This is a genomic window from Streptomyces yokosukanensis (genome assembly GCF_001514035.1).
Lineage (GTDB): Bacteria > Actinomycetota > Actinomycetes > Streptomycetales > Streptomycetaceae > Streptomyces > Streptomyces yokosukanensis.
Genome location: NZ_KQ948227.1, coordinates 75935 through 94776 on the forward strand (window position 1 = coordinate 75935; position 18842 = coordinate 94776).

Here is an 18842-nt window from a genome sequence, read left to right on the forward strand (position 1 = left end):
CTTCCCCTTCTCCTACGCTTCCAGGGTCACTTCTTTACACGAACAGTCTTTGTGGACCGGGTCTCCAGAGTCATCTCGTCCGCCTCTGCGACCTTCGCCTTCAACCGCACAGTACCTGTCGCGGCGTCGACCACGTCCACCACCTTCGCAAGCAGTTTCGCAGTATCGGCGTTCCCGGAGGCACTGGCGAGCTGAACAGCGCGCCCCAGTTTGGCCGTTGCTCCATCGAAATCGCCCGCTTTGCGAAGGTCGAGCCCTTGTTGGATGGCTTGTGCCAGTTCGGCCTGCCCGGTGTAGTGGGCGACTTGGGGGCTGATCGAGGTGGAGGCCGTCATGTCGTCGGTCCACACCGCCCGTACGAGGCCCTGTGTGCCGAGGTTGTGGACGGAGCCGTCCGCCTGCGGCACGACCAGGGACACCCGGGCGGCGAGCATCTCCTGGCCGAGACCGGCCGGCGGGACCTCCAGACACAGGTGGTAGTCGCGTGACTCGTCGCCCCAGGAGCCCGTCGGATAGTCCCCGGCGCGCGGCCCGGCCTCGGTGCGGCGGGCGGTCAAGTCCTCGACGGCGGGCGCCACTTGCTTGATGAAGCGGATGGCCGTACCGACCGGCGTCCACACCCGCAGGGCGACGTCGGCGACCTCCTTGCCCATCGCCGCCTCCATCATCCGCGCGAAGTCGGCGGTGAGTCCGGCCGGGTCGGCGACGATGTCGGCGGTGCCGAGGAGCGCGGAGGCGATCCCTGTGACTTCTTTCACTTCCCAGTCGGTGCCCACGCCCCGCGCGTCACAGGTGAACCGCCCGGCACACGCCTGAAGCGTCGCCTTCAGGTCCTCCGGCGACTCGTGTTCGTTGCGGCCGTCGGTGAGCAGGATGCCGTGCCGGATGGTGACGTCCGCCGCGTTCAGCAGCCGGTCGGCGAGCCGCAGCCAGGTGCCGATGGCCGTCCCGCCGCCCGCGCTGAGCCGCCGCAGCGCCTGCTTGGCCTGCTCACGGGTGCCGGCGTCGGCGACCGCGAGCCGCCCGCCGCCCGGATAGACCTCGCTCGCCACATGCGTGCCGCCGATCACCGCGAAGTGCGTGCCGTCGCGCAGGGTGTCGATGGCGGCGGCCGTGGCCTCCCGGGCGCCGCGCATCTTGGTCGGCGGATAGTCCATGGAGCCGGAGCAGTCGACCATGAGCGCGACGGCCGCGGACGGGCCGCTGCCCTGCGGGTGCGCCGGGGGCACGGCGCTGCCGATCGTGCCCCCGCCGGTCGCCGTCACCGTGACGATCGCGTTGACCTCGCGGCCGCCTTCGGGCAGGTACTCGTTCTGGTAGACGTCCATCGAGAACTGCGGCGCATGCGACTTCGCGAAATTGGCCATACAGACTCAAATCCCCCTTGATGGCCCTGCTGACACAGGGCACGGCTGTGAACAGACCGGTCCCCTCCGGCCCGCGGCCTCAGGCCGATCCTGCCCCCTCGGGCGGTGCCGGGAACGGTACGACGGCCACTGTTACGTTGTCGTGGCCCCCGCCGTCCAGGGCGTGGCCCACCAGCACCCGGGCGCTGTGCAGCGGGCGCTCGGCGGCGTCCGCGGGCATGGCCTCGGCCATCTCCTCGGCCGTCTCGGCGTAGTTCCACAGGCCGTCGGTGCACACCACCACGACTCCGGAGCGGTCCGGCTTGAAGGACGCGGTGTGCGGCTCCAGTTCGTAGGCGTCCGCGCCGAGCCAGCCGGTGATCGCGTGGGCGCGCTCGTCGGCGTACGCCTCGGCCTCGCTCATCAGGCCGGCGGCGACCATCTGCGCGGCCCAGGAGTCGTCCTCGGTCAGCCGGGCCGCGGGCGCGCTGCGGTCGTCCGGCACCCAGTAGACACGGCTGTCACCGACCCAGCCGACGACCAGCAGGCCGGCGGCGACCACCGTGCCGACGATCGTGCACGCCGGGGCGTTCTGGTGCGGGGCGTGCTCGCGGGCCGTGGCGGGTTCCTCGGCGAGCGCGTTCACGGCGTGCGCGGCGGCGACGATCGCCTCGTGCATGGCCGTCTGCGGGTGCGTGCCGCGCGGCAGGGCGGCCAGCAGCGTGTCACCGGCGCACTGGGCGGCGGCGGCCGACGCGTCGTCGGGGCGGGTCGCCGAGGACACGCCGTCGCAGACGATCGCGAGGACGGCCGGGGTGCCGTCGGGCAGCGCGGTGCGGCCGACGGCGAAGGCGTCCTCGTTGCGGTGGTGGCGCAGGCCCCGGTCGCTGACGGCCGCCACCGGGCCCGACTCCCGCTCCATGTGGTCGCGTTCGCGGGGCTGGGCGTGCCCGCAGTTCTCGCAGTAGCCGTCGTTGTCCACCCGGCCCGCCCGGCAGGCCACGCACACCTGCGCGGGCTCCTCGGGTGCGGCGGCGTTCTCGGCCACGCGCGGATCGGGCGCCTGCAGCGGGTACTCCTCCGGCTGCTCGGGCCGGTCGAAGCGCACCCCGGAACCGGCCGGCCGCGGCGGCTCCTGCGCGCCGGGCGCCTGCGCCTGCGGATCCCCGCCGGACGACTCCGCCGCGTCGGGCCAGTCCGCGCCGTCCCCGGCGGAGCCGCTCATGGTGGGCGTCGGACGGTCCTGCGGGGGCGCGGGCACGACGGAGAGGTCGTACCCGCACGCTCCACAGAAGAGGTCACCCGACTCGACGGGCTCCGCGCAGCTCGGGCACTTCGCCTGTGCGGCCTGCTGGGGCTTCTGCGACATCAACTACACCCACGTCCGGGGGCGGTAACGGTTGGCCCGTTCCACCAGTTCGATCCTCTCCTCGCCGCCGGGCGCCAGCCGGGCCAGCGTGCGGTAGGCGCGCTCCAGGCCGAAGCGGAGGCCCCGCTCGTCCAGACCGCTGCCCAGCAGCACCCGATCGCCGGCGGCGGGCCGGGTGCCCTGGCCTGTGGAGAGTATCCAGTCCAGCGCCGAGCCGAGCACTTCCGCCGACAACTGCTCGCGTCGTGCCGGATCCAGACCGTACGCGTCCAGGGCCTCGACCTGCCCGGCGGCGGCCGTCAGGTCGTCCAGGAACGGTACGTCACCGGTGCTCGAGGTGCGCTGTCTGAGCCGTGCCCGAACGGCGGCGACCCGGGCGGCCGTGTAGTGGATGGAGGACTCCGGCACCGACTCCAGCGTGTGCACCGCGCCGCGCCGGTCCCCGGCCGCGAGCCGCACCCGGGCCAGTCCGAAAGCGGCGCTCACACAGCTGGGATCGGTCGCCCACACCAGGTGGTAGTACTCGGCCGCGTTGTCCAGCTGGCCGAGCACCTCCGCGCACAGGCCGAGCGCCAGCTTCGGCGCGGCCTCCCCGGGGAAGGCGTCGTAGATCGCGTCGAAGCCGAGCGCGGCGCCCTCGAAGTCGCCGGTGACCAGGGCGGCCACGCCCCGGTACCACACCACCCGCCAGTCGTCGGGCCGCTCCTCCTCCAGCTCGGCCAGGCTCCTCAGCGAGGCCTGCGTCTCGCCGCTCTCCAGCCGGGCGCGGATCTGCCGCAGCCGCGTCTCCACGGTCTGCGCGGGCGCCGCGGCGAGGGCACCGAGCAGCTCGGCCGGAGCGGAGGTCATGAGACCGGCCAGGAAACCGGCGTTGGGGTCGCCCGGGTCGACCAGCGGGACGGGCAGGGCGAGCGCGGTGGCCGGGGTGTCGACGGGCCGCACGAGAGCGGACGGCGGCAGCGCCGGGGCGGCGGGGGCGGCCCCGCGCACCTCCCGCGCCCCCAGCACGGACACGTCGCCGTCCAGCCGTGGGAACAACTCCCGGTCGATGACCCGTACTTCGGGCCCGAACAGCGTGGACAGCGCGGGCCGGGGCTGCCCGGTCTGCAGCGAGACCACCTCGCGCAGCACACCGGTCAGCTGCTCGGCCATCTCCTGCGCGGAGCCGAACCTGCGGGCCGGGTCGGGGTCGGTGGCGCGCACGAGCAGCCGGTAGAAGGACTCGTAGCGGCGGAAGACCTCGATGGTCTCCGGGTCCGGCAGGGAGTCGACGTAGGCGGTCGTGTAGCCCTGGAAGTCGAAGGTGAGCACCGCGAGCGTACGGCCCACCGTGTACAGGTCGCTCGCCACGGAGGGGCCGACCTCGGCGACCTCCGGCGCCTGGTAGCCGACCGTGCCGTAGATCGCGGACTCGTCGTCGTCCATGCGGCGCACCGCGCCCATGTCGATCAGCTTGAGCTGGTCCTCGGTCTGGATGGCGTTGTCGACCTTGAAGTCGCAGTACAGCAGATTGCGGCTGTGCAGATGGCCGAGGGCCTCCAGCGCCTCGATGCCGTAGGCGCACGCCTGCTCCACCGGCAGCGGATCGCGCCGACCCTCGGACGTGCGGCGGGCGTTGGCGATCTCCTTCAGGGACTTGCCGCCGACGTACTCCATGACGATGTAGCCGTCGAGGGAGCCGGTGCGCTGGTCGAGGTGCTCGACGAAGTTGTAGATCCGGACGATGTTGGCGTGCTCGATCTCCGCGAGGAAGCGCCGCTCGGAGATCGCGGCGGCCATCGCGTCCTGGTCGCCGGTGTCCAGCAGGCCCTTGAGCACCACCCAGCGGTCGGAGACGGCCCGGTCCACGGCGAGATAGATCCAGCCGAGCCCGCCGTGCGCGAGACAGCCGACCACCTCGTACTGGCCGTGCACCACGTCCCCGGTCCGCAGCTTCGGCACGACCGAGTACGGGTGCCCGCACTTGGTGCAGAAGCCCTCCGTACGGCCCGGCCGGTCACCGCGGGCCCGGCCGACGGGCGCCCCGCAGTCCGAGCGCGAGCAGAATCGCTTCCGCTCGGGCACCTCCGGGTTCTCCAGCACCATCGCGCGCGGGTCGGGCCGCGGCACCTGCGGCACGTTCACCAGTCCGGCGCCGAGCCGGCCCCGCGAGGACGCCCCGGAGGAGGAGCCGGAGCTGCGCACCGACACCGAACGCCCGGTGGAGCGGCCCGACACGGACCGTGAGAGCCGCCCCGACACCGAGCGGCGCGACTTCGAGGACTGCGAGGACGTACGCGCACTGCGCGAACCACGCGAACTGCCCGAACTCCCGGTGTCCACCGCGCCCTTGGTCAGCCCGGTGGGCGGGGAGCCGACCATGCCGTTCTGCGACACCACCGGAGCGAGGCCGCAGGTGTCGCAGTACAGCTCACCGCCGCCGACGTCCTCGTAGGACCCCTCGCAGCCCGGCCGCTGACAGCTCTGCCCCGCCCGGCTCATGACTGGTCCCCCTCACGGTCCTGCGGCGCCCTTGCGCCGCCCAGCTGCTCGGTCGCCGCCCGCTGGTAGCGCAGCACGGCCTGCTCGGCCACCCGCAGATCGCAGGGCGCGCTCCACAGCATCCGTCGGGCCGCGTCGTACCGCTCGACCAGGAACGGGTCCTCGGCGAGCCCGAGCCGGGCCACCTTCGCCTTGTACGCGTCCAGCCGGCCGCGCAGCTCGGCACGGACCGCGAGCGGCGCGGTGACCGCGGTCAACGACTCGCGGGCGCGCAGCAGTTCGTCCTCCGCCTTCTGCTCCAGCGACTCCAGCAGCGGGGAGAGCCGGTGCCACTGCGCCTGCCTGCGGTACTCGGCCGCCGCGGTCAGCTGCTCCTGCAGCGCGGTCGGCGGGCCGCTGACCACCGGCACCTCCGTCGCGGCGATCTTCGCCAGCACCTCGCCGCGGGCGGTACGGGCCTCGGCGAGGGTGCGGTCGGCGCGCGAGAGCACGTCCCGCAGCCGGATCAGCCGCGCCTCCGCGTCCTGCCGGACCGTCAGCACGGCGTCGATCTCCCGGCGCACGTCCTCCAGGGCGCGCGCCTCACGGTCGTACACCGTGGTGTCCGGACGGCCGCCGCCGGGCGCCGAACTGCCCGGGGTCGGCACCCAGAAGGCGAGCGGGTCGCAGACGACGTCCTCGCGCAGCCGGGTCAGCGTGCGCGTGATCCGCTCCAGGTCGTCGCCCGCCGGATGCTCGCCGGGGCGTACGCCGACGGAGTGCGCGAGCCCCCGGGTGCGCTGGAGTTCCGCGGCGAGTAAATCGATCCGCGCGGGCAGCGCCGACCACACCGCGTCGGCGGCGACGACCAGGTCCAGGCTCGACGCGTACAGCTCGTTCATCCGGTCCACCAGCGCGGCCAGCGAGAAGGACTCGCTGAGCCGGTCGCCGCCGGCCACGGTCACCGACTCGCCGCGCAGCAGCCCGGTCAGCTCCACCAGGTCCTCGCGGCTGGACCAGCGGCGCCGGCCGCGGATCTCGTGGGCGCAGCGCAGCGCGGCCGCGTAGGCGTCGAAGTACCCCCACAACAGGGTGATCCGCGCTTCCGTGGCCTGCCAGCGCTCGTGGGTGACTCCGGTCAGCCGGGCGCCCTCGAGGAGTCTGCGGCCCGCGTGGTCCTGCAGCGCCAGCAGCGAGGTCTCGATCGCCTCGTGCTCCTGGCCGCGCCGCGCCAGCGCACGGTCCACCTCGTCCCGGTCCATCACCGGCCCGGCGGGGTCCGTGACGCCCATCGATCACCTCTCGCTGCTTGTGTCTTCCGGTCGGATGCGGCTCAACTCGTCCGCAGGTACTGCGGTGCGGGCGGCTTCGACGGGCCGGGGTCCTTTCCCAGTGTCGCCGACAGCCACCGGTCGTACGACGCCTGCCAGCCGTTCGCGCGGTAGTCCACCAGAACGCGATTGACCCGGCGTACCAGATCGGAGGCGTCCTTCTTCATCGCCACGCCGTAGTACTCGGCCGTGAACGGCTCGCCCTTCAGCTCCACGGTCGGGTCCTGCGCGGCCTGGCTGGCCGCGAGCGCGCCGTCGGTCACCACCGCGTCCACCTCGCCGAGTTGCAGCCTGACCAGGCAGTCCAGCTGGTTCGGGACGGTGGTGGAGATGTCCGCGGAGGCGGGCAGTCCACCGCCCTTGCGGTCGGCGTCCAGTTTGGTGTACGCCGTCGAACCGGCCGCCGTGCACAGCCTCTTGTGGGCCAGGGTGTCGTTGTAGCCGGTGATGGACGACGACTTCGGCGCGAGGACCTGCTGGCCCGTCTTGAAGTACGGCGCCGAGAACGCGACCTGGGACAGCCGCTCGCAGGTGATCGTCATGGTCCGTACGACCATGTCCACCCGCCCGTCCTGGATCGCGGAGATCCGCTGGCTGGTCGGGATCGCCTTGAACTGCACCGCGTCCGGGTCGCCGAGGATGTCCTGCGCGATCCGGTGCACCAGGTCGATGTCGAAGCCCTCCAGCTCCGTGCCCTCGGTGTTCGGATTGCGGTAGCCCCAGCGGTAGCTGTTCTGGTCGACGCCGACGATCAGCTTGCGCTTGGCGCCCGTACGGGACTTGATCGCGTCGATCGTCGGCCCGTCCGCGTCGGACGGGGACAGGGTCCGGTTCTGCGCCTCGGAGTCCTTGCAGTCCTCCGCGCGCGCCTGGCTGCCGGTCGCCGTCTGCTGCCCGGCCCGCCCGCCGTCGTGCCCGGCCGGGGGCGCCTGGGTGCACGGCAGCAGCAGGACGAACGCCAGCGCCAGCGCGCACAGCGCCGCCATCGCGCCGACCCCGCCCCAGCCTCGCAGGGAGGCTCGTACACGTGCCGCGTACATCGTGATGCCTCCTGTCACCGGTACTCCGAAAGTCTGCGTCCGACGCCGAGCAGCGCGCCGCCCGCGCCGAGCGCCGCGAGCACGGCCGCGCCCACCGGCAGCCCGGTCATGGCGTCCCGTCCGTCACCGGCGGCCCGCTGGAACTCGGCCTGCTCGTGGTCGATGGCCCGGGCGAGACTGCTGTCGACGCCGTCGAAGCACTCGCCGGTGGCGCCCTTGGCGCCGATGACCTTGTCCAGCGCCTGCTGGTAGTTGCCGTCCTCGTCCTCGGTGCGGGCGGAGGTGTGGCGCTGCTTCCACACCGCCATGTTCGACTCGGCCGCCTTCACCGGTGTACGGCCGCCCTGGTCGTCGGCGAGCCGCCCCGCCCGGGTCAGGCCCTTGCCGAGGGCGGTCATGTCCTGGTCGAAGGCGTAGTAGTAGGCGTCGTACGGCTTGCCGTCGACCGTGATGGTCTCGGCGCCGCGCGCCACCAGGCTCAGGTTCTCGTTCCCGCGTGCCTTCAGGGAGGCGATCCGGGCGTCGTGCAGCACGGTCAGCGAGCGGATGCCGTGGTCGTAGGAGCCGGTCAGCTCCGCGCGGGCCACCGCGTGCCCGACGACCAGCCACAGCAGGGCGACGGTCGTGGCGGTGGAGGCGGCGACCAGGCCGTGGTTGAGAACGCGGTTGGTGTGCCGGTACGTGCGCCGCTGGGCCCAGCCGAGCGCGGCCAGCGCGAGCACGCCGAGCGCGATCGCGATCCACGGGTACGGAGTGGCGTCGCCGTAGTCGGCGTCGAGGCGCTGGTTCTCCTTGGTGTAGAGATCCTCCGCCGCCGGGAGCATTTCCGTCTGCATCTTCTCGTTGGCGTAGCGCAGATACGCGCCGCCGACCGGATAGCCCTGCCGGTTGTAGGTCCGGGCCCGCTCGATGAGCCCCTTGTACTCGGGCAGCAGCGTGTTCAGCTCGGCGATCGTCTTCTCGGAGGCCGAGCCCGGGTCGGCGTTCGTGGCGGCCGTGACGAGCCCCGCGGCGGCCGCGTGGATGTCGTTCTCGTAGCGGTCGCGCGAGCCCGCGCTCTCCTGCCCGCCGGCCAGAAACCCGCTGGAGGCGGCCGTGTTGGCGTCCGCCAGCGACCGGTAGATGTCGGCCGCGCCCGAGCTGAGCGGCTGGCTGCGGTGCAGCACGTCGTCGGCGGCGGCCGCCCGCTCACTGGCCTGCCAGGCGGTGGCCGCGCCGAACGCCACGACCAGCAGCGCCAGTACGGCCCCGATGATCCGCAGCCGGCCCGGCTCGGTGGTCGCCGTGGCCCGCAGCCGGTCGACCCCCTCGGCGAAGGCGGTCCGCCGGGCGGACGGCGCGGGCGATCCCGCCGGGAGCGGCCGGGTGGGCTGTGCGGGGATGCCGGGGGCGGCGGGCATGCCGGAACCCGCCGCCGGCGGCGCCGCGCTCTTGGGCGGGTGTGTCACTCGACCTCCCCCAGGGTCTGCTGTCGCGGCCCAGTATCGCGGCAGGCACCGATATGCGCATCGGCCTTCACTGGATCTTGATTGGATCGCAGTGTGCGCCTCACATGAATACGCCCTGCGCAACTGTTCGGTTCCCCGGGGGCGCAGTGGGGTGCGGCGGGGTGCAGGAAGGGGCGCAGGAGGCGCGGGGGCGCGGCCCGGCGCGGCCCGCCCGGTGGAGCGCTACCCCTCCCAGTACCCCCGCGCCCGCTCCCGCGCGGGTGTCCCCGCGCCCAGCCGGTCCAGGCCCAGCAGGGCTGCGCCGAGGACCGGGCTCGCCGTCACCAGGCGGACGTCGGCCTTCGGGGCGCGGGCGGCCAGCCGGTCGCGGACGGCGTCGTTCAGCAGGGCGTGGCCGGCCGTCAGAACGCTGCCGCCGAGCAGCACCGGTGTCTCCTCGTCGAGCAGGTCCAGGCGGGTCAGCGCCACCGTGGCCATCACCGTCACCTCCTCCGCGAGGCGGGCGACGATCGCACGGGCCGCCGGATCGCCCTCGTCGGCCGTGGCGAACAGGACCGGGGTCAGCTCGTGGCGGCGGTCGTGGTCGACATGCTCCAGATGCAGCGCCTCGATGAGCGCGTACATGGTGGGCAGGCCGAAATGGCCCGGGAGCGTGCGGGACAGCGCCGTCGGCTCGCCCCGGCCGTCCTCACCGCGGGCCGCGAACCACAGCGCCTCCTCGGACAGGCCCCAACCCCCGCCCCAGTCACCGGAGATACGGCCGATGGCCGGGAAGCGCGCGGTACGGCCGTCGGGCCGCATGCCGACGCAGTTGATGCCCGCCCCGCACACCACGGCCACGCCGCGCGGCTCGGCGACGCCCGCCCGCAGGATGGCGAAGGTGTCGTTGCGGACCGTCACCGAGGCGCCCCAGCCGCGCGCCTCGATCGCCGTCGCCAATTGCTCCTCCTCGACGGGGAGATCGGCGTTGGCCAGGCAGGCCGAGACATGGGAGACGGAGGTGACGGACGCGTCGGCGAAGGCGCGCGCGACCGGTTCGGCCAGCGCGTCCACCGCCGCCGCCACCCCCACCGCGGGCGGGCGGAAGCCGCCGCCGCGGGCCGTGGCCAGCACCTGTCCGGCGGCGGTGACCACGGCCACGTCGGTCTTGCTGTTGCCCGCGTCGATGGCGAGAACACTGCCGGATTCAACTGCGGTCAGGCCCACGCGAGGTGCTCCCGGTTGTGTGCGATCAGCTGGTCGGTGAGGGTGTCGGCGTAGGCGTACTGGCCGATCAGCGGGTGGGCGAGCAGGGCGCGGAAGACGCGGTCGCGGCCACCGCGCAGGGCCGCCTCCAGGGCCAGCTCCTCGTACGCCGTCACGCCCGCGACGAGACCGGCGAACAGCGGGTCCAGCTCCGGGACCGGCAGCGGAACCGGGCCGTTCGGGCCGACCGCGGCCTGGACCTCGATCACCGCGTCGTCCGGGAGGAAGGGCAGCGTGCCCCGGTTGACCGCGTTCACCACCTGGTACGGGCTGCCTCCTGCGCCCAGCAGCGCCGCCGCGAGGTCGACGGCCGCCTCGGAGTAGTAGGCGCCGCCGCGCTTGGCGAGCAGCGCGGGCTTCTCGGCCAGGGCCGGGTCGCCGTACATCGTCAGCAACTCCCGCTCCATGGCGGCGACTTCGGCCGCCCGGGACGGCTTGGTGCGCAGTTCCCGCACGACCTCGTCATGGGCGTAGTAGTAGCGCAGGTAGTAGGAGGGGACCACGCCCAGGCGGTCCAGGAGGGGGCGGGGCAGACGGAGGTCCCCGGCGATCGCGTCGCCGTGCTCGGCCAGCAGCTTCGGCAGTACGTTCTCGCCCTCCGGGCCGCCCAGCCGTACACCCGTCTCCCAGGTGAGGTGGTTGAGACCCACGTGCCCGAGATGGACGTCCGCCGGGGCCACGCCCAGCAGGCCCGCGAACTTCCGCTGGAAGCCGATCGCCACGTTGCACAGCCCGACCGCGCGGTGCCCGGCCTGGAGCAGGGCACGGGTGACGATGCCGACCGGGTTGGTGAAGTCGATGATCCAGGCGCGCGGGTTGGCCCGGCGGACCCGTTCGGCGATGTCGAGGACGACCGGCACCGTGCGCAGCGCCTTGGCCAGGCCGCCCGCGCCGGTGGTCTCCTGGCCGACGCAGCCGCACTCCAGCGGCCACGTCTCGTCCTGCTCACGGGCCGCCTGGCCGCCGACGCGCAGCTGCAGCAGGACGGCGTCGGCGCCGTCGACCCCCGCGTCCAGGTCGGCGGTGGTGACGATCCGGCCGGGGTGCTCCTGCTTGGCGAAGATCCGGCGGGCGAGGCCGCCCACCAGCTCCAGGCGCTCGGCGGCCGGGTCCACGAGCACGAGTTCCTCGATGGGCAGGGTGTCCCTGAGGCGTGCGAAGCCGTCGATGAGTTCGGGGGTGTAGGTCGAGCCTCCGCCGACCACGGTGAGTTTCATATGCGGATCAACCCTTTACTCCGGTGAGCGTGACGCCTTCGACGAACGCCTTCTGGGCGAAGAAGAACACGAGGATGACGGGGGCCATGACCAGCACCGTCGCGGCCATCGTGAGGTTCCAGTCGGTGTGGTGGGCGCCCTTGAAGGACTCCAGGCCGTAGGACAGGGTCCAGGCGCCGGGGTTCTCCGAGGCGTAGATCTGGGGGCCGAAGTAGTCGTTCCAGGCGTAGAAGAACTGGAAGAGGGCCACGGCGGCGATGCCGGGCTTCGCCATCGGCAGGACCACCCGCAGCAGGGTCCTGAGATCCCCGCAGCCGTCCACCTTCGCCGCGTCCAGATACTCGTTCGGGATCGTCATCAGGAACTGGCGCAGCAGGAAGATGGAGAACGCGTCACCGAACGCCATCGGGATGATCAGCGGCCACAGCGTGCCGGACAGGTCCAGCTGCTTCGCCCAGAACAGGTACATCGGGATGATGATCACCTGCGGCGGCAGCATCATCATCGAGATCACCAGCATGAGCGACAGGTTGCGGCCCCGGAAGCGGAACTTGGCGAGGGCGTACGCCACCGGGATCGAGGAGACGACGGTGAGCACGGTGCCCAGGCCGGCGTAGATCAGCGTGTTCTTCCACCAGGTCAGAAACCCCGGAGTGTCGAAGACCTTCTGGTAGTTGCCCCATTCCCAGGTGTGCGGGACGAGATCGCGGCTGAGCGCCTGGGTGTCGCTCATCAGCGAGGTCAGGAAGACGAACACGAAGGGCAGGGTGAAGAACAGGGCGGCGGCGACCCCGAGGGAGTGGATCGCGATCCATTCGAGGAGCGCCCTGCGACGGGCGGTGCGCTCGGCCCCGGACACCTGCGGCGTCAGCCCGACCGGCTTGTCCAGTACTTGGGTCATGCTCTCAGTCACCTGCCTGGATGAGACCGCCCCGGCGCCGCATCAGGAACCCGGTGAACGCCATCGACAGGGCGAAGAGGACGAGGGCGACGACACACGCGGAGCCGTAGTCGAAGCGCTGGAAACCGAGGTTGTAGACGAGCTGGGGGAGGGTGAGCGTGGACTTGTCGGGGTAGCCGGGCTCGAACTGGGTGCCCGCGCCCTGGATCACGCCCGAGGCGACCTTCCCCGCGATCAGCGGCTGCGTGTAGTACTGCATCGTCTGGATGACACCGGTGACGACGGCGAACATCACGATCGGCGAGATGTTGGGCAGCGTGACGTACCGGAAGCGCTGCCACGCCGAGGCGCCGTCCAGCTCGGCCGCCTCGTACTGCTCGGTGGGCACGTCCAGCAGCGCGGCCATGAAGATGACCATCAGGTCGCCGATGCCCCACAGCGCCAGCAGGGTGAGCGCCGGCTTGGACCAGGCCGGGTCGTTGAACCAGCCCGGCGCCGGTACGCCGATCTTCTCCAGGATCGAGTTGACCGGGCCCGTGCCGGGGTTGAGCAGGAAGGCGAAGGCCATGGTCGCGGCGACCGGCGGGGCGAGGTACGGCAGGTAGAACAGGGTGCGGAACACCCCCGTGCCCGTCTTGATCTTGGTGATCAGCAGGCCGATGCCGAGCCCGAAGACCACCCGCAGGGTCACCATCACCAGGACCAGCCAGAGCGTGTTGCGCAGGGCCGGCCAGAACAGCGGGTAGTGCTCGAAGACATAGGTCCAGTTCTTGCCCCCGCTCCACGTCGGCGGTCTGAAGCCGTCGTAGTGCATGAAGGAGAAGTAGACCGTCGAGATCAGCGGGTACGCGAAGAAGACCGCGAAGCCGATCAACCAGGGCGACATGAAGGCGATCGTGCGAAGCGCCGACTGGCGGCGCTTCGACGCCAGAGTGACCGTACTCATCGGCTACTTCGCCTGCGCGATGTCCGTGTCGATCTGTGCGGCCGTCGTCTTCAGGCCGGACTTCAGATCGGTGACCTTGCCGCTCTCGTAGTCGAAGCCGAGCTGCTGGATCGTCACCAGGTACACACCGCCGTTGACCGAGGCGGGTGTGGTGGTGGAGTTCGGGTTGGACGCGATGTCCAGGAACGTCTTGAAGCGGGGGTCGTACTTCAGCTTCGGGGACTTCAGGGCGGCGAACGTGGACGGCACGTTGTGCAGGTCGTTGGAGAAGCCGACCACCGCGTCCGTGTTCGTGGTCATGTACTTCACCAGCTCCCAGGCCGCGTTCCGCTTGTGGCTGGTGGCGGCGATGCCCGCGATGGTGCCGGTGATGTAGCCCTTGCCGTACTGGGCCACCTGGTCGTCGGGGACGGGCAGCGGGGCGACGCCGATGTCGAACTTCGGCTTGGCGGCCAGCGCCATCCCGAGCCGCCACTCGCCGTCGAGCTGCATGGCGACCTGACCGGTGTGGAAGGGGTGCTTGGGGCCCCACTCGTCACCGAGCGTCGAGCGGAACTTCTCCAGCTTCTGGAATCCGCCCAGCTCGTCCACGAGCCGCTTCTGCAGGCTGAACCCCTTCTCGAAGGCCGGGTCCTTGGCCAGGTCGGACTTGCCGCTCTTGTCGAAGTACGTCGGCGAGAACTGGCCGAAGTAGTGCTCGGTGGTGGTCTCCCAGCCGTGGTAGTTCGGCATGAACCCGAGCTGCTTGTAGGAGTCCCCGTCGGGAACGGTGAGCTTCTTGGCGTCGGCCTCGAACTCGGACCAGGTCTTCGGCGGATCGGTGATGCCGGCCTTCTTGAACGCCGTCTTGTTGTAGTAGAGCCCGTACGCGTCACCGAGCAGCGGCGCCGTGCAGCGGTTGCCGTCGAACTGGGTGTACTCGTTCATGGGCTTCGGGAAGGTCGTGGACGGATCGATCCCGGACTTCTTGAAGAAGGGGTTGAGGTCGATCAGCGCGCCCGAGGAGCAGAACTTGCCCACGTTGTTGGTGGTGAAGGAGGAGATCACGTCCGGCGCCTTGTCGCCCCCCGACCGCAGCGCCTGATTGATCTTGTCGTCGGTCATGTTGCCGACGACGTTCACATGGATGTTGGGGTGCGCCTTCTCGAAGCCGGCGATCAGCGACTTGACGGCCTGGACCTCGTTCGGCGCGCTCCAGGCGTGCCAGAAGTTGATCGTCGTGTCCTTCGACGGGTCGTCCGTGGCACCGGAGCCGGACTGCCCGGTGCAGGCGGCGGCCGCCAGGAGCACGGCGGAGGCAGTCAGGGCAAATGCCGCTTTTCGCGCGACTTCGGGTATGGCTGTGGGCATGGCGAGGTCTCCCAGGGGGATGGGGCGGTGACTTCGGTGAACCGGGGGCGCTCTAGCGCGAGGTGTCGAAGACCTCGTCGCGGGTGGTGACGAGCGCGGACTCCAACGCGCCGCGCAGAACGGGGTGTTCGTGGACATCGCCGACGACCAGCCGGGGGCGGGCCGCGGCCAGCTCCTCCAGCTCGGCCGCGACGAGGGCGCGCAGCCGCTCGCCGCCGGCCGTCAGCGCGGAGCCGCTGAGGACGACGAGTTCGGGGTCGAGGACGGAGACGAGCGAGGCGAGACCGGTGGCGAGCCGGGTGGCGTAGGTCCGCAGCAGCTCCCGGTAGGGGCCGCGGGTGTGGTCGGCGGCACGGGCCACGAGCTCGGCGGCGGCCTCTGCGTACGGCCCCGGCGGCACGTCCTCGATGCCGAGTTCGCGCGCCAGCTTCGGTACGGCCTGGGAGCCGGCCAGCTCCTGGTAGCCGCCGCTGTTGGCCTTGGTCACCTGCCGTACCAGCGGGGTGCCCGGCACCGGCAGGAAGCCGACCTCGCCGGCGCCGCCGGTCCAGCCCCGGTGCAGTCGGCCGCCGAGGACCAGGGCGGCGCCGAGGCCCTCCTGGTTCCACAGGAGCACGAAGTCCCCGTGGCCGCGTGCGGCGCCGAGCCGTTGTTCGGCGAGGGCGACGAGGTTGACGTCGTTCTCGTACTCCACCGGCATCGGCAGGGCGGCGGCGAGTTCGTCGAGCAGGCTCGGGGAGTGCCAGCCGGGGAGGTGGGAGGCGTAGCGCAGCCGGCCGGTGGTGGGGTCGAAGGCGCCCGGGGTGCCGATGGCCAGCCGGTGCACGTCGGACCGGGCGAGCCCGGCGGCCTTCAGGGCGCCGTCGAGCGCGTCGGTGACCTGCTGGACGACGGGTTGCGCGGGATGCCGCCCGGGTGTGGGCAGTTCGTACTCGCCGACCGTGCGGCCGGCGATGTCGGCGACGGCGGCGCGGATGCGGTGCGGGGCGACGTCGAGGCCGGCGGCGTACGCGGCATGCGGGTTGACGGCGTACAGCTGGGCGTTGGGGCCCGGCCGGCCCTCGCTGGTCCCCGTGACCCGGACCAGGCCTGCCGCCTCCAGGCGGGCCAGCAGCTGCGAGGCGGTGGGCTTGGACAGGCCGGTGAGCTTGCCGATCCGGGTGCGCGACAGCGGCCCGTGCTCCAGCAGGAGGTCCAGGGCGGCGCGGTCGTTCATGGCGCGCAGCACGCGCGGGGTGCCCGGCGTACCGGCGGTTCCTGCCATGGGGTCGACACCTGCCTCTCCAGCCGTCCAGCTTCCCAGTGACTTCGGCCGGACGTCCAGCCAAGATCATTGTTAGGAAACTTTCCTATTCGGGTGGGAGGAACGTAAGCCCAGGACGAAGGGGGCGTCAATAGACGGCGGCGCCGAGGAAACGGAGTCGTTATCTCGCGGGCCCGATGGTCCGGGAGCTCAGTCGTCGAGGAAGGGGGTGGTGTCGAGGGTGGGGTACGGCGCCGGAAGAGTGAGGGGGTCGCCGAGGGTGACCTTGGTGTCGGTCATGTAGTAGGCCTCGGTGGGGTCGTCACCGGGGAGGACGGGGTCGGTGTGGCAATGGGCGGTCTTGGAGTGGCGGTCGATCAGGACGTAGATCGGGACTCCGGCGGCTGCGTAGGTGCGGAACTTGGGACCGGTGTCGGTCTCGTGGTTGGTGGAGGTGATCTCGCCGACGAGGGCGATCATGTCGATGGGGTACCAGCCCTTGTTGGCCTTGCGGTACGACTCGTCCAGCTCGCTCGGCCGACGGCGGCGGACGTAGAAGTCCGGAATGATCAGGGCCATGGTCCTGCCGTCCTCGTGGGCCGCGCGATAGCCGTTGCCCATGCCCACGAGGCGGAATCCGGCGGCCCGGAACTGGAAGCCCAGCTCGAAAGCGCCGTCGTTGTGGTTGTCGTTCGGCTGCGGCGGCACGATGACCGTCCCCTCGACGTACTCCGGTCGAATCGGCGCCACCGACGCCTCTTCGATCGCGCTCAACAGGTCGATGGGGTCCTGGGTCATCACCGGCTCCATGAGAGGTTCGGCGCTCATCGCTCGTTCTCCTTGTCGCGCTGATATCAGGCTAAGCCCGCCTCGGGCGCCCCGGCAGAACGATGGGGCACCCCGTGCGCCCTCGGCGCCGGAATGCCCCACCTGTTCACTCGAACGAGCGTGCTGAAACGGTCCGCTCGTTACTTGACCGGAGGCTCCGGCTGCTGCGGAGTTATCGGAGTCGTCGCCTTCGCCTGCGGGGAGTCCGCGTTGGAGAACGCCGACGGGGCCGACACCGTCGCCGCCGGGTCCGGGGTGTCCGCGTCCTCCGCCGCCGTCTCGCCGCCCACGATGCGGATGTTCGCCGCGTCGAACTCCCGCTTGATGCGCCAGCGCAGCTCCCGCTCGACCGTCAGCGCCTTGCCGGGCATCGTCTTGGCCGAGACCCGCACCACCATGGAGTCGATCAGGACCGAGTCCAGGCCGAGCACCTCGATCGGGCCCCACAGCATCTCGTTCCAGGGCTCTTCCTTGCTCATGTGCTCGGCGACCACGTCCAGCGTCTCCTTGACCCTGTCGAGGTCCTCACCGGAGCGGACCGTGACGTCGACACCCGCCGTCGCCCAGCCCTGCGAGAGGTTGCCGATCCGCTTGACCTCGCCGTTGCGGACGTACCAGATCGCGCCGTCCGCGCCGCGCAGCTTGGTCACGCGCAGCCCGACCTCGATCACCTCACCGGTGGCCACACCCGCGTCGATCACGTCACCGACGCCGTACTGGTCCTCCAGGATCATGAACACGCCGGAGAGGAAGTCCGTGACCAGGTTCCGGGCGCCGAAACCGATCGCCACACCTGCCACACCGGCCGAAGCCAGCAGCGGCGCCAGGTCGATCTTGAAGGTGGACAGCACCATCAGCGCGGCCGTGCCGAGGATCAGGAAGCTCGCCACCGACCGCAGCACCGAACCTATCGCCGCCGACCGCTGGCGCCGCCGCTCGGCGTTGACCAGCAGCCCGCCCAGCGCGGTGCCGTCCACGGCCTCGGCGGTACGGCTCATCCGCTCTATCAGCTTGCTGATGGCCCGTCGCACCACCGAGCGCAGCGCCACCGCCACGACCACGATCAGCAGGATCCGCAGGCCCATCGCGAGCCATGTCGACCAGTTCTGCTCGACCCAGCTCGCCGCGTGCGTCGCGCTCTCCTGGGCGTCCTGGAGCGAGGGCACGGCCGGAGCCGTCGATCCGGAGGGAGCGGGGGAAGGGGTCGGCGACGCACCGGCGGCCAGCAGGACGGCGGGCAAGGACGACACGGCAGGTACCTCCAAGGTGCTGCACGGTCCGTTCCGGTGGGGCGGTCAAGGTCTGCAAGGTCACGAAAAGATCACCGGACGGACTGGACCACCACACTAACGGGGCATTGTGCGTGCCCCAGTCGGATCCGCCAAGGAGGGGTGCAGGAGAGACGGGACTCACCCTGGCTTGAACAGGCCATGATCCGGGGGATGAATCGGGTGTGGTCGAAAACACTCCCAGCCCGTTACCGGGACATGGTGGCGCTTCCACCAGGCATGAGGGGAGACTGACTGCAGATCGTCCCGGCGCGAGCCACGCGCCGCCGACGCCCAAGGAGGCACCCGTGCCGCATGTCCTGGTCCTCAACGCGTCGTACGAGCCGCTCGGCGTCGTACCGCTCCGCCGCGCGCTCGTCCTCGTCCTGGAGAACAAGGCCGTCTCCCTCGAGGAATCCGGCGCCTTTATGCACAGCGCGACCGTCACAGTCCCCGCACCCAGCGTGGTCCGGCTCAAGCGATTCGTCCGGGTTCCCTATCGGGGGCCCGTTCCTCTCACCCGCCGCGCGCTCTTCGCCCGCGACGGAGGCCGGTGCATGTACTGCGGTGGCGTCGCAACCAGCGTCGACCACGTCATCCCGCGCAGCCGCGGGGGCAAGCACGTCTGGGACAACGTGGTGGCCTCCTGCCGCCGCTGCAACCACGTGAAGGCCGACAAACACCTCGTCGAGATGGGCTGGCGGCTGCGCCACAAACCGGCTCCGCCCTCGGGGCTGGCCTGGCGCATCATCGGCACCGGGCATAGGGATCCGCGCTGGCTGCCGTACTTGCAGCCATACGGCGCGGACGATGCCCTGGCCCGGATCGACGGCATATCTGCCTAGATCCG

General features: G+C 71.4%; 15 protein-coding genes. 1 reads left to right on the top strand and 14 read right to left on the bottom strand.

Annotated features, from left to right (window positions below; genetic code table 11):
* Positions 1-26 precede the first annotated feature (26 nt).
* From AQI95_RS37670 to AQI95_RS37735, 14 genes are all read right to left on the bottom strand, one after another.
* Positions 27-1367, bottom strand: a complete 1341-nt coding sequence (locus AQI95_RS37670; protein ID WP_067134871.1) for a vWA domain-containing protein — start codon at positions 1365-1367, stop codon at positions 27-29.
* 79 nt (positions 1368-1446) lie between these two features.
* Positions 1447-2715 carry a PP2C family protein-serine/threonine phosphatase gene (locus AQI95_RS37675; protein WP_067134873.1) on the bottom strand — a complete coding sequence of 423 codons (1269 nt, stop codon included), beginning with the start codon at positions 2713-2715 and terminating at the stop codon, positions 1447-1449.
* A gap of 3 nt (positions 2716-2718) precedes the next feature.
* Positions 2719-5196 carry a serine/threonine-protein kinase gene (locus tag AQI95_RS37680; protein WP_067134875.1) on the bottom strand — a complete coding sequence of 826 codons (2478 nt, stop codon included), beginning with the start codon at positions 5194-5196 and terminating at the stop codon, positions 2719-2721.
* Positions 5193-6467, bottom strand: coding sequence for a coiled-coil domain-containing protein (locus AQI95_RS37685; protein WP_067134877.1), 1275 nt, complete (start codon positions 6465-6467; stop codon positions 5193-5195). Before AQI95_RS37685 ends, AQI95_RS37680 begins: the two co-directional genes overlap by 4 nt.
* Positions 6468-6508: 41 nt before the next feature.
* On the bottom strand, positions 6509-7546 hold the full coding sequence (locus AQI95_RS37690; RefSeq protein ID WP_067134878.1) for a glutamate ABC transporter substrate-binding protein: 1038 nt from the start codon (positions 7544-7546) through the stop codon (positions 6509-6511).
* Positions 7547-7560: 14 nt separating this feature from the next.
* Positions 7561-8946: a hypothetical protein gene (locus AQI95_RS37695; protein ID WP_425264955.1), complete on the bottom strand. Its 1386-nt coding sequence runs from the start codon at positions 8944-8946 to the stop codon at positions 7561-7563.
* A 270-nt stretch (positions 8947-9216) separates the two neighbouring features.
* A complete protein-coding gene (locus AQI95_RS37700; protein ID WP_067134880.1) occupies positions 9217-10200 on the bottom strand; it encodes an N-acetylglucosamine kinase in 984 nt (327 codons plus the stop codon).
* Entirely contained in the window at positions 10191-11456 is a 1266-nt protein-coding gene (locus tag AQI95_RS37705) for a 6-phospho-beta-glucosidase (RefSeq protein ID WP_067134882.1), read from the bottom strand. The genes AQI95_RS37700 and AQI95_RS37705 overlap by 10 nt, the downstream gene beginning before the upstream one ends.
* 7 nt (positions 11457-11463) lie before the next feature.
* Positions 11464-12357 (bottom strand): carbohydrate ABC transporter permease, encoded by an 894-nt coding sequence (locus AQI95_RS37710; protein WP_067134884.1) that lies wholly within the window; start codon positions 12355-12357, stop codon positions 11464-11466.
* A 4-nt stretch (positions 12358-12361) separates the two neighbouring features.
* Entirely contained in the window at positions 12362-13303 is a 942-nt protein-coding gene (locus AQI95_RS37715) for a carbohydrate ABC transporter permease (protein WP_067134892.1), read from the bottom strand.
* A gap of 3 nt (positions 13304-13306) precedes the next feature.
* The gene (locus tag AQI95_RS37720) at positions 13307-14653 is read right to left on the bottom strand and encodes an ABC transporter substrate-binding protein (protein WP_079071789.1); all 1347 of its coding nucleotides are present in this window, start codon (positions 14651-14653) and stop codon (positions 13307-13309) included.
* Positions 14654-14705: 52 nt separating this feature from the next.
* Positions 14706-15917, bottom strand: a complete 1212-nt coding sequence (locus AQI95_RS37725) for an ROK family transcriptional regulator (RefSeq protein ID WP_067134894.1) — start codon at positions 15915-15917, stop codon at positions 14706-14708.
* Positions 15918-16106: 189 nt separating this feature from the next.
* Entirely contained in the window at positions 16107-16724 is a 618-nt protein-coding gene (locus AQI95_RS37730) for a Uma2 family endonuclease (RefSeq protein WP_067134896.1), read from the bottom strand.
* A gap of 140 nt (positions 16725-16864) precedes the next feature.
* Positions 16865-17974: a mechanosensitive ion channel family protein gene (locus AQI95_RS37735; protein WP_067134898.1), complete on the bottom strand. Its 1110-nt coding sequence runs from the start codon at positions 17972-17974 to the stop codon at positions 16865-16867.
* 326 nt (positions 17975-18300) lie between these two features.
* Here AQI95_RS37735 and AQI95_RS37740 point away from each other — a divergent pair, with 326 nt between their 5' ends.
* Complete coding sequence (locus AQI95_RS37740; protein WP_067134900.1) at positions 18301-18837, top strand: HNH endonuclease; 537 nt, start codon at positions 18301-18303, stop codon at positions 18835-18837.
* Positions 18838-18842 lie beyond the last annotated feature (5 nt).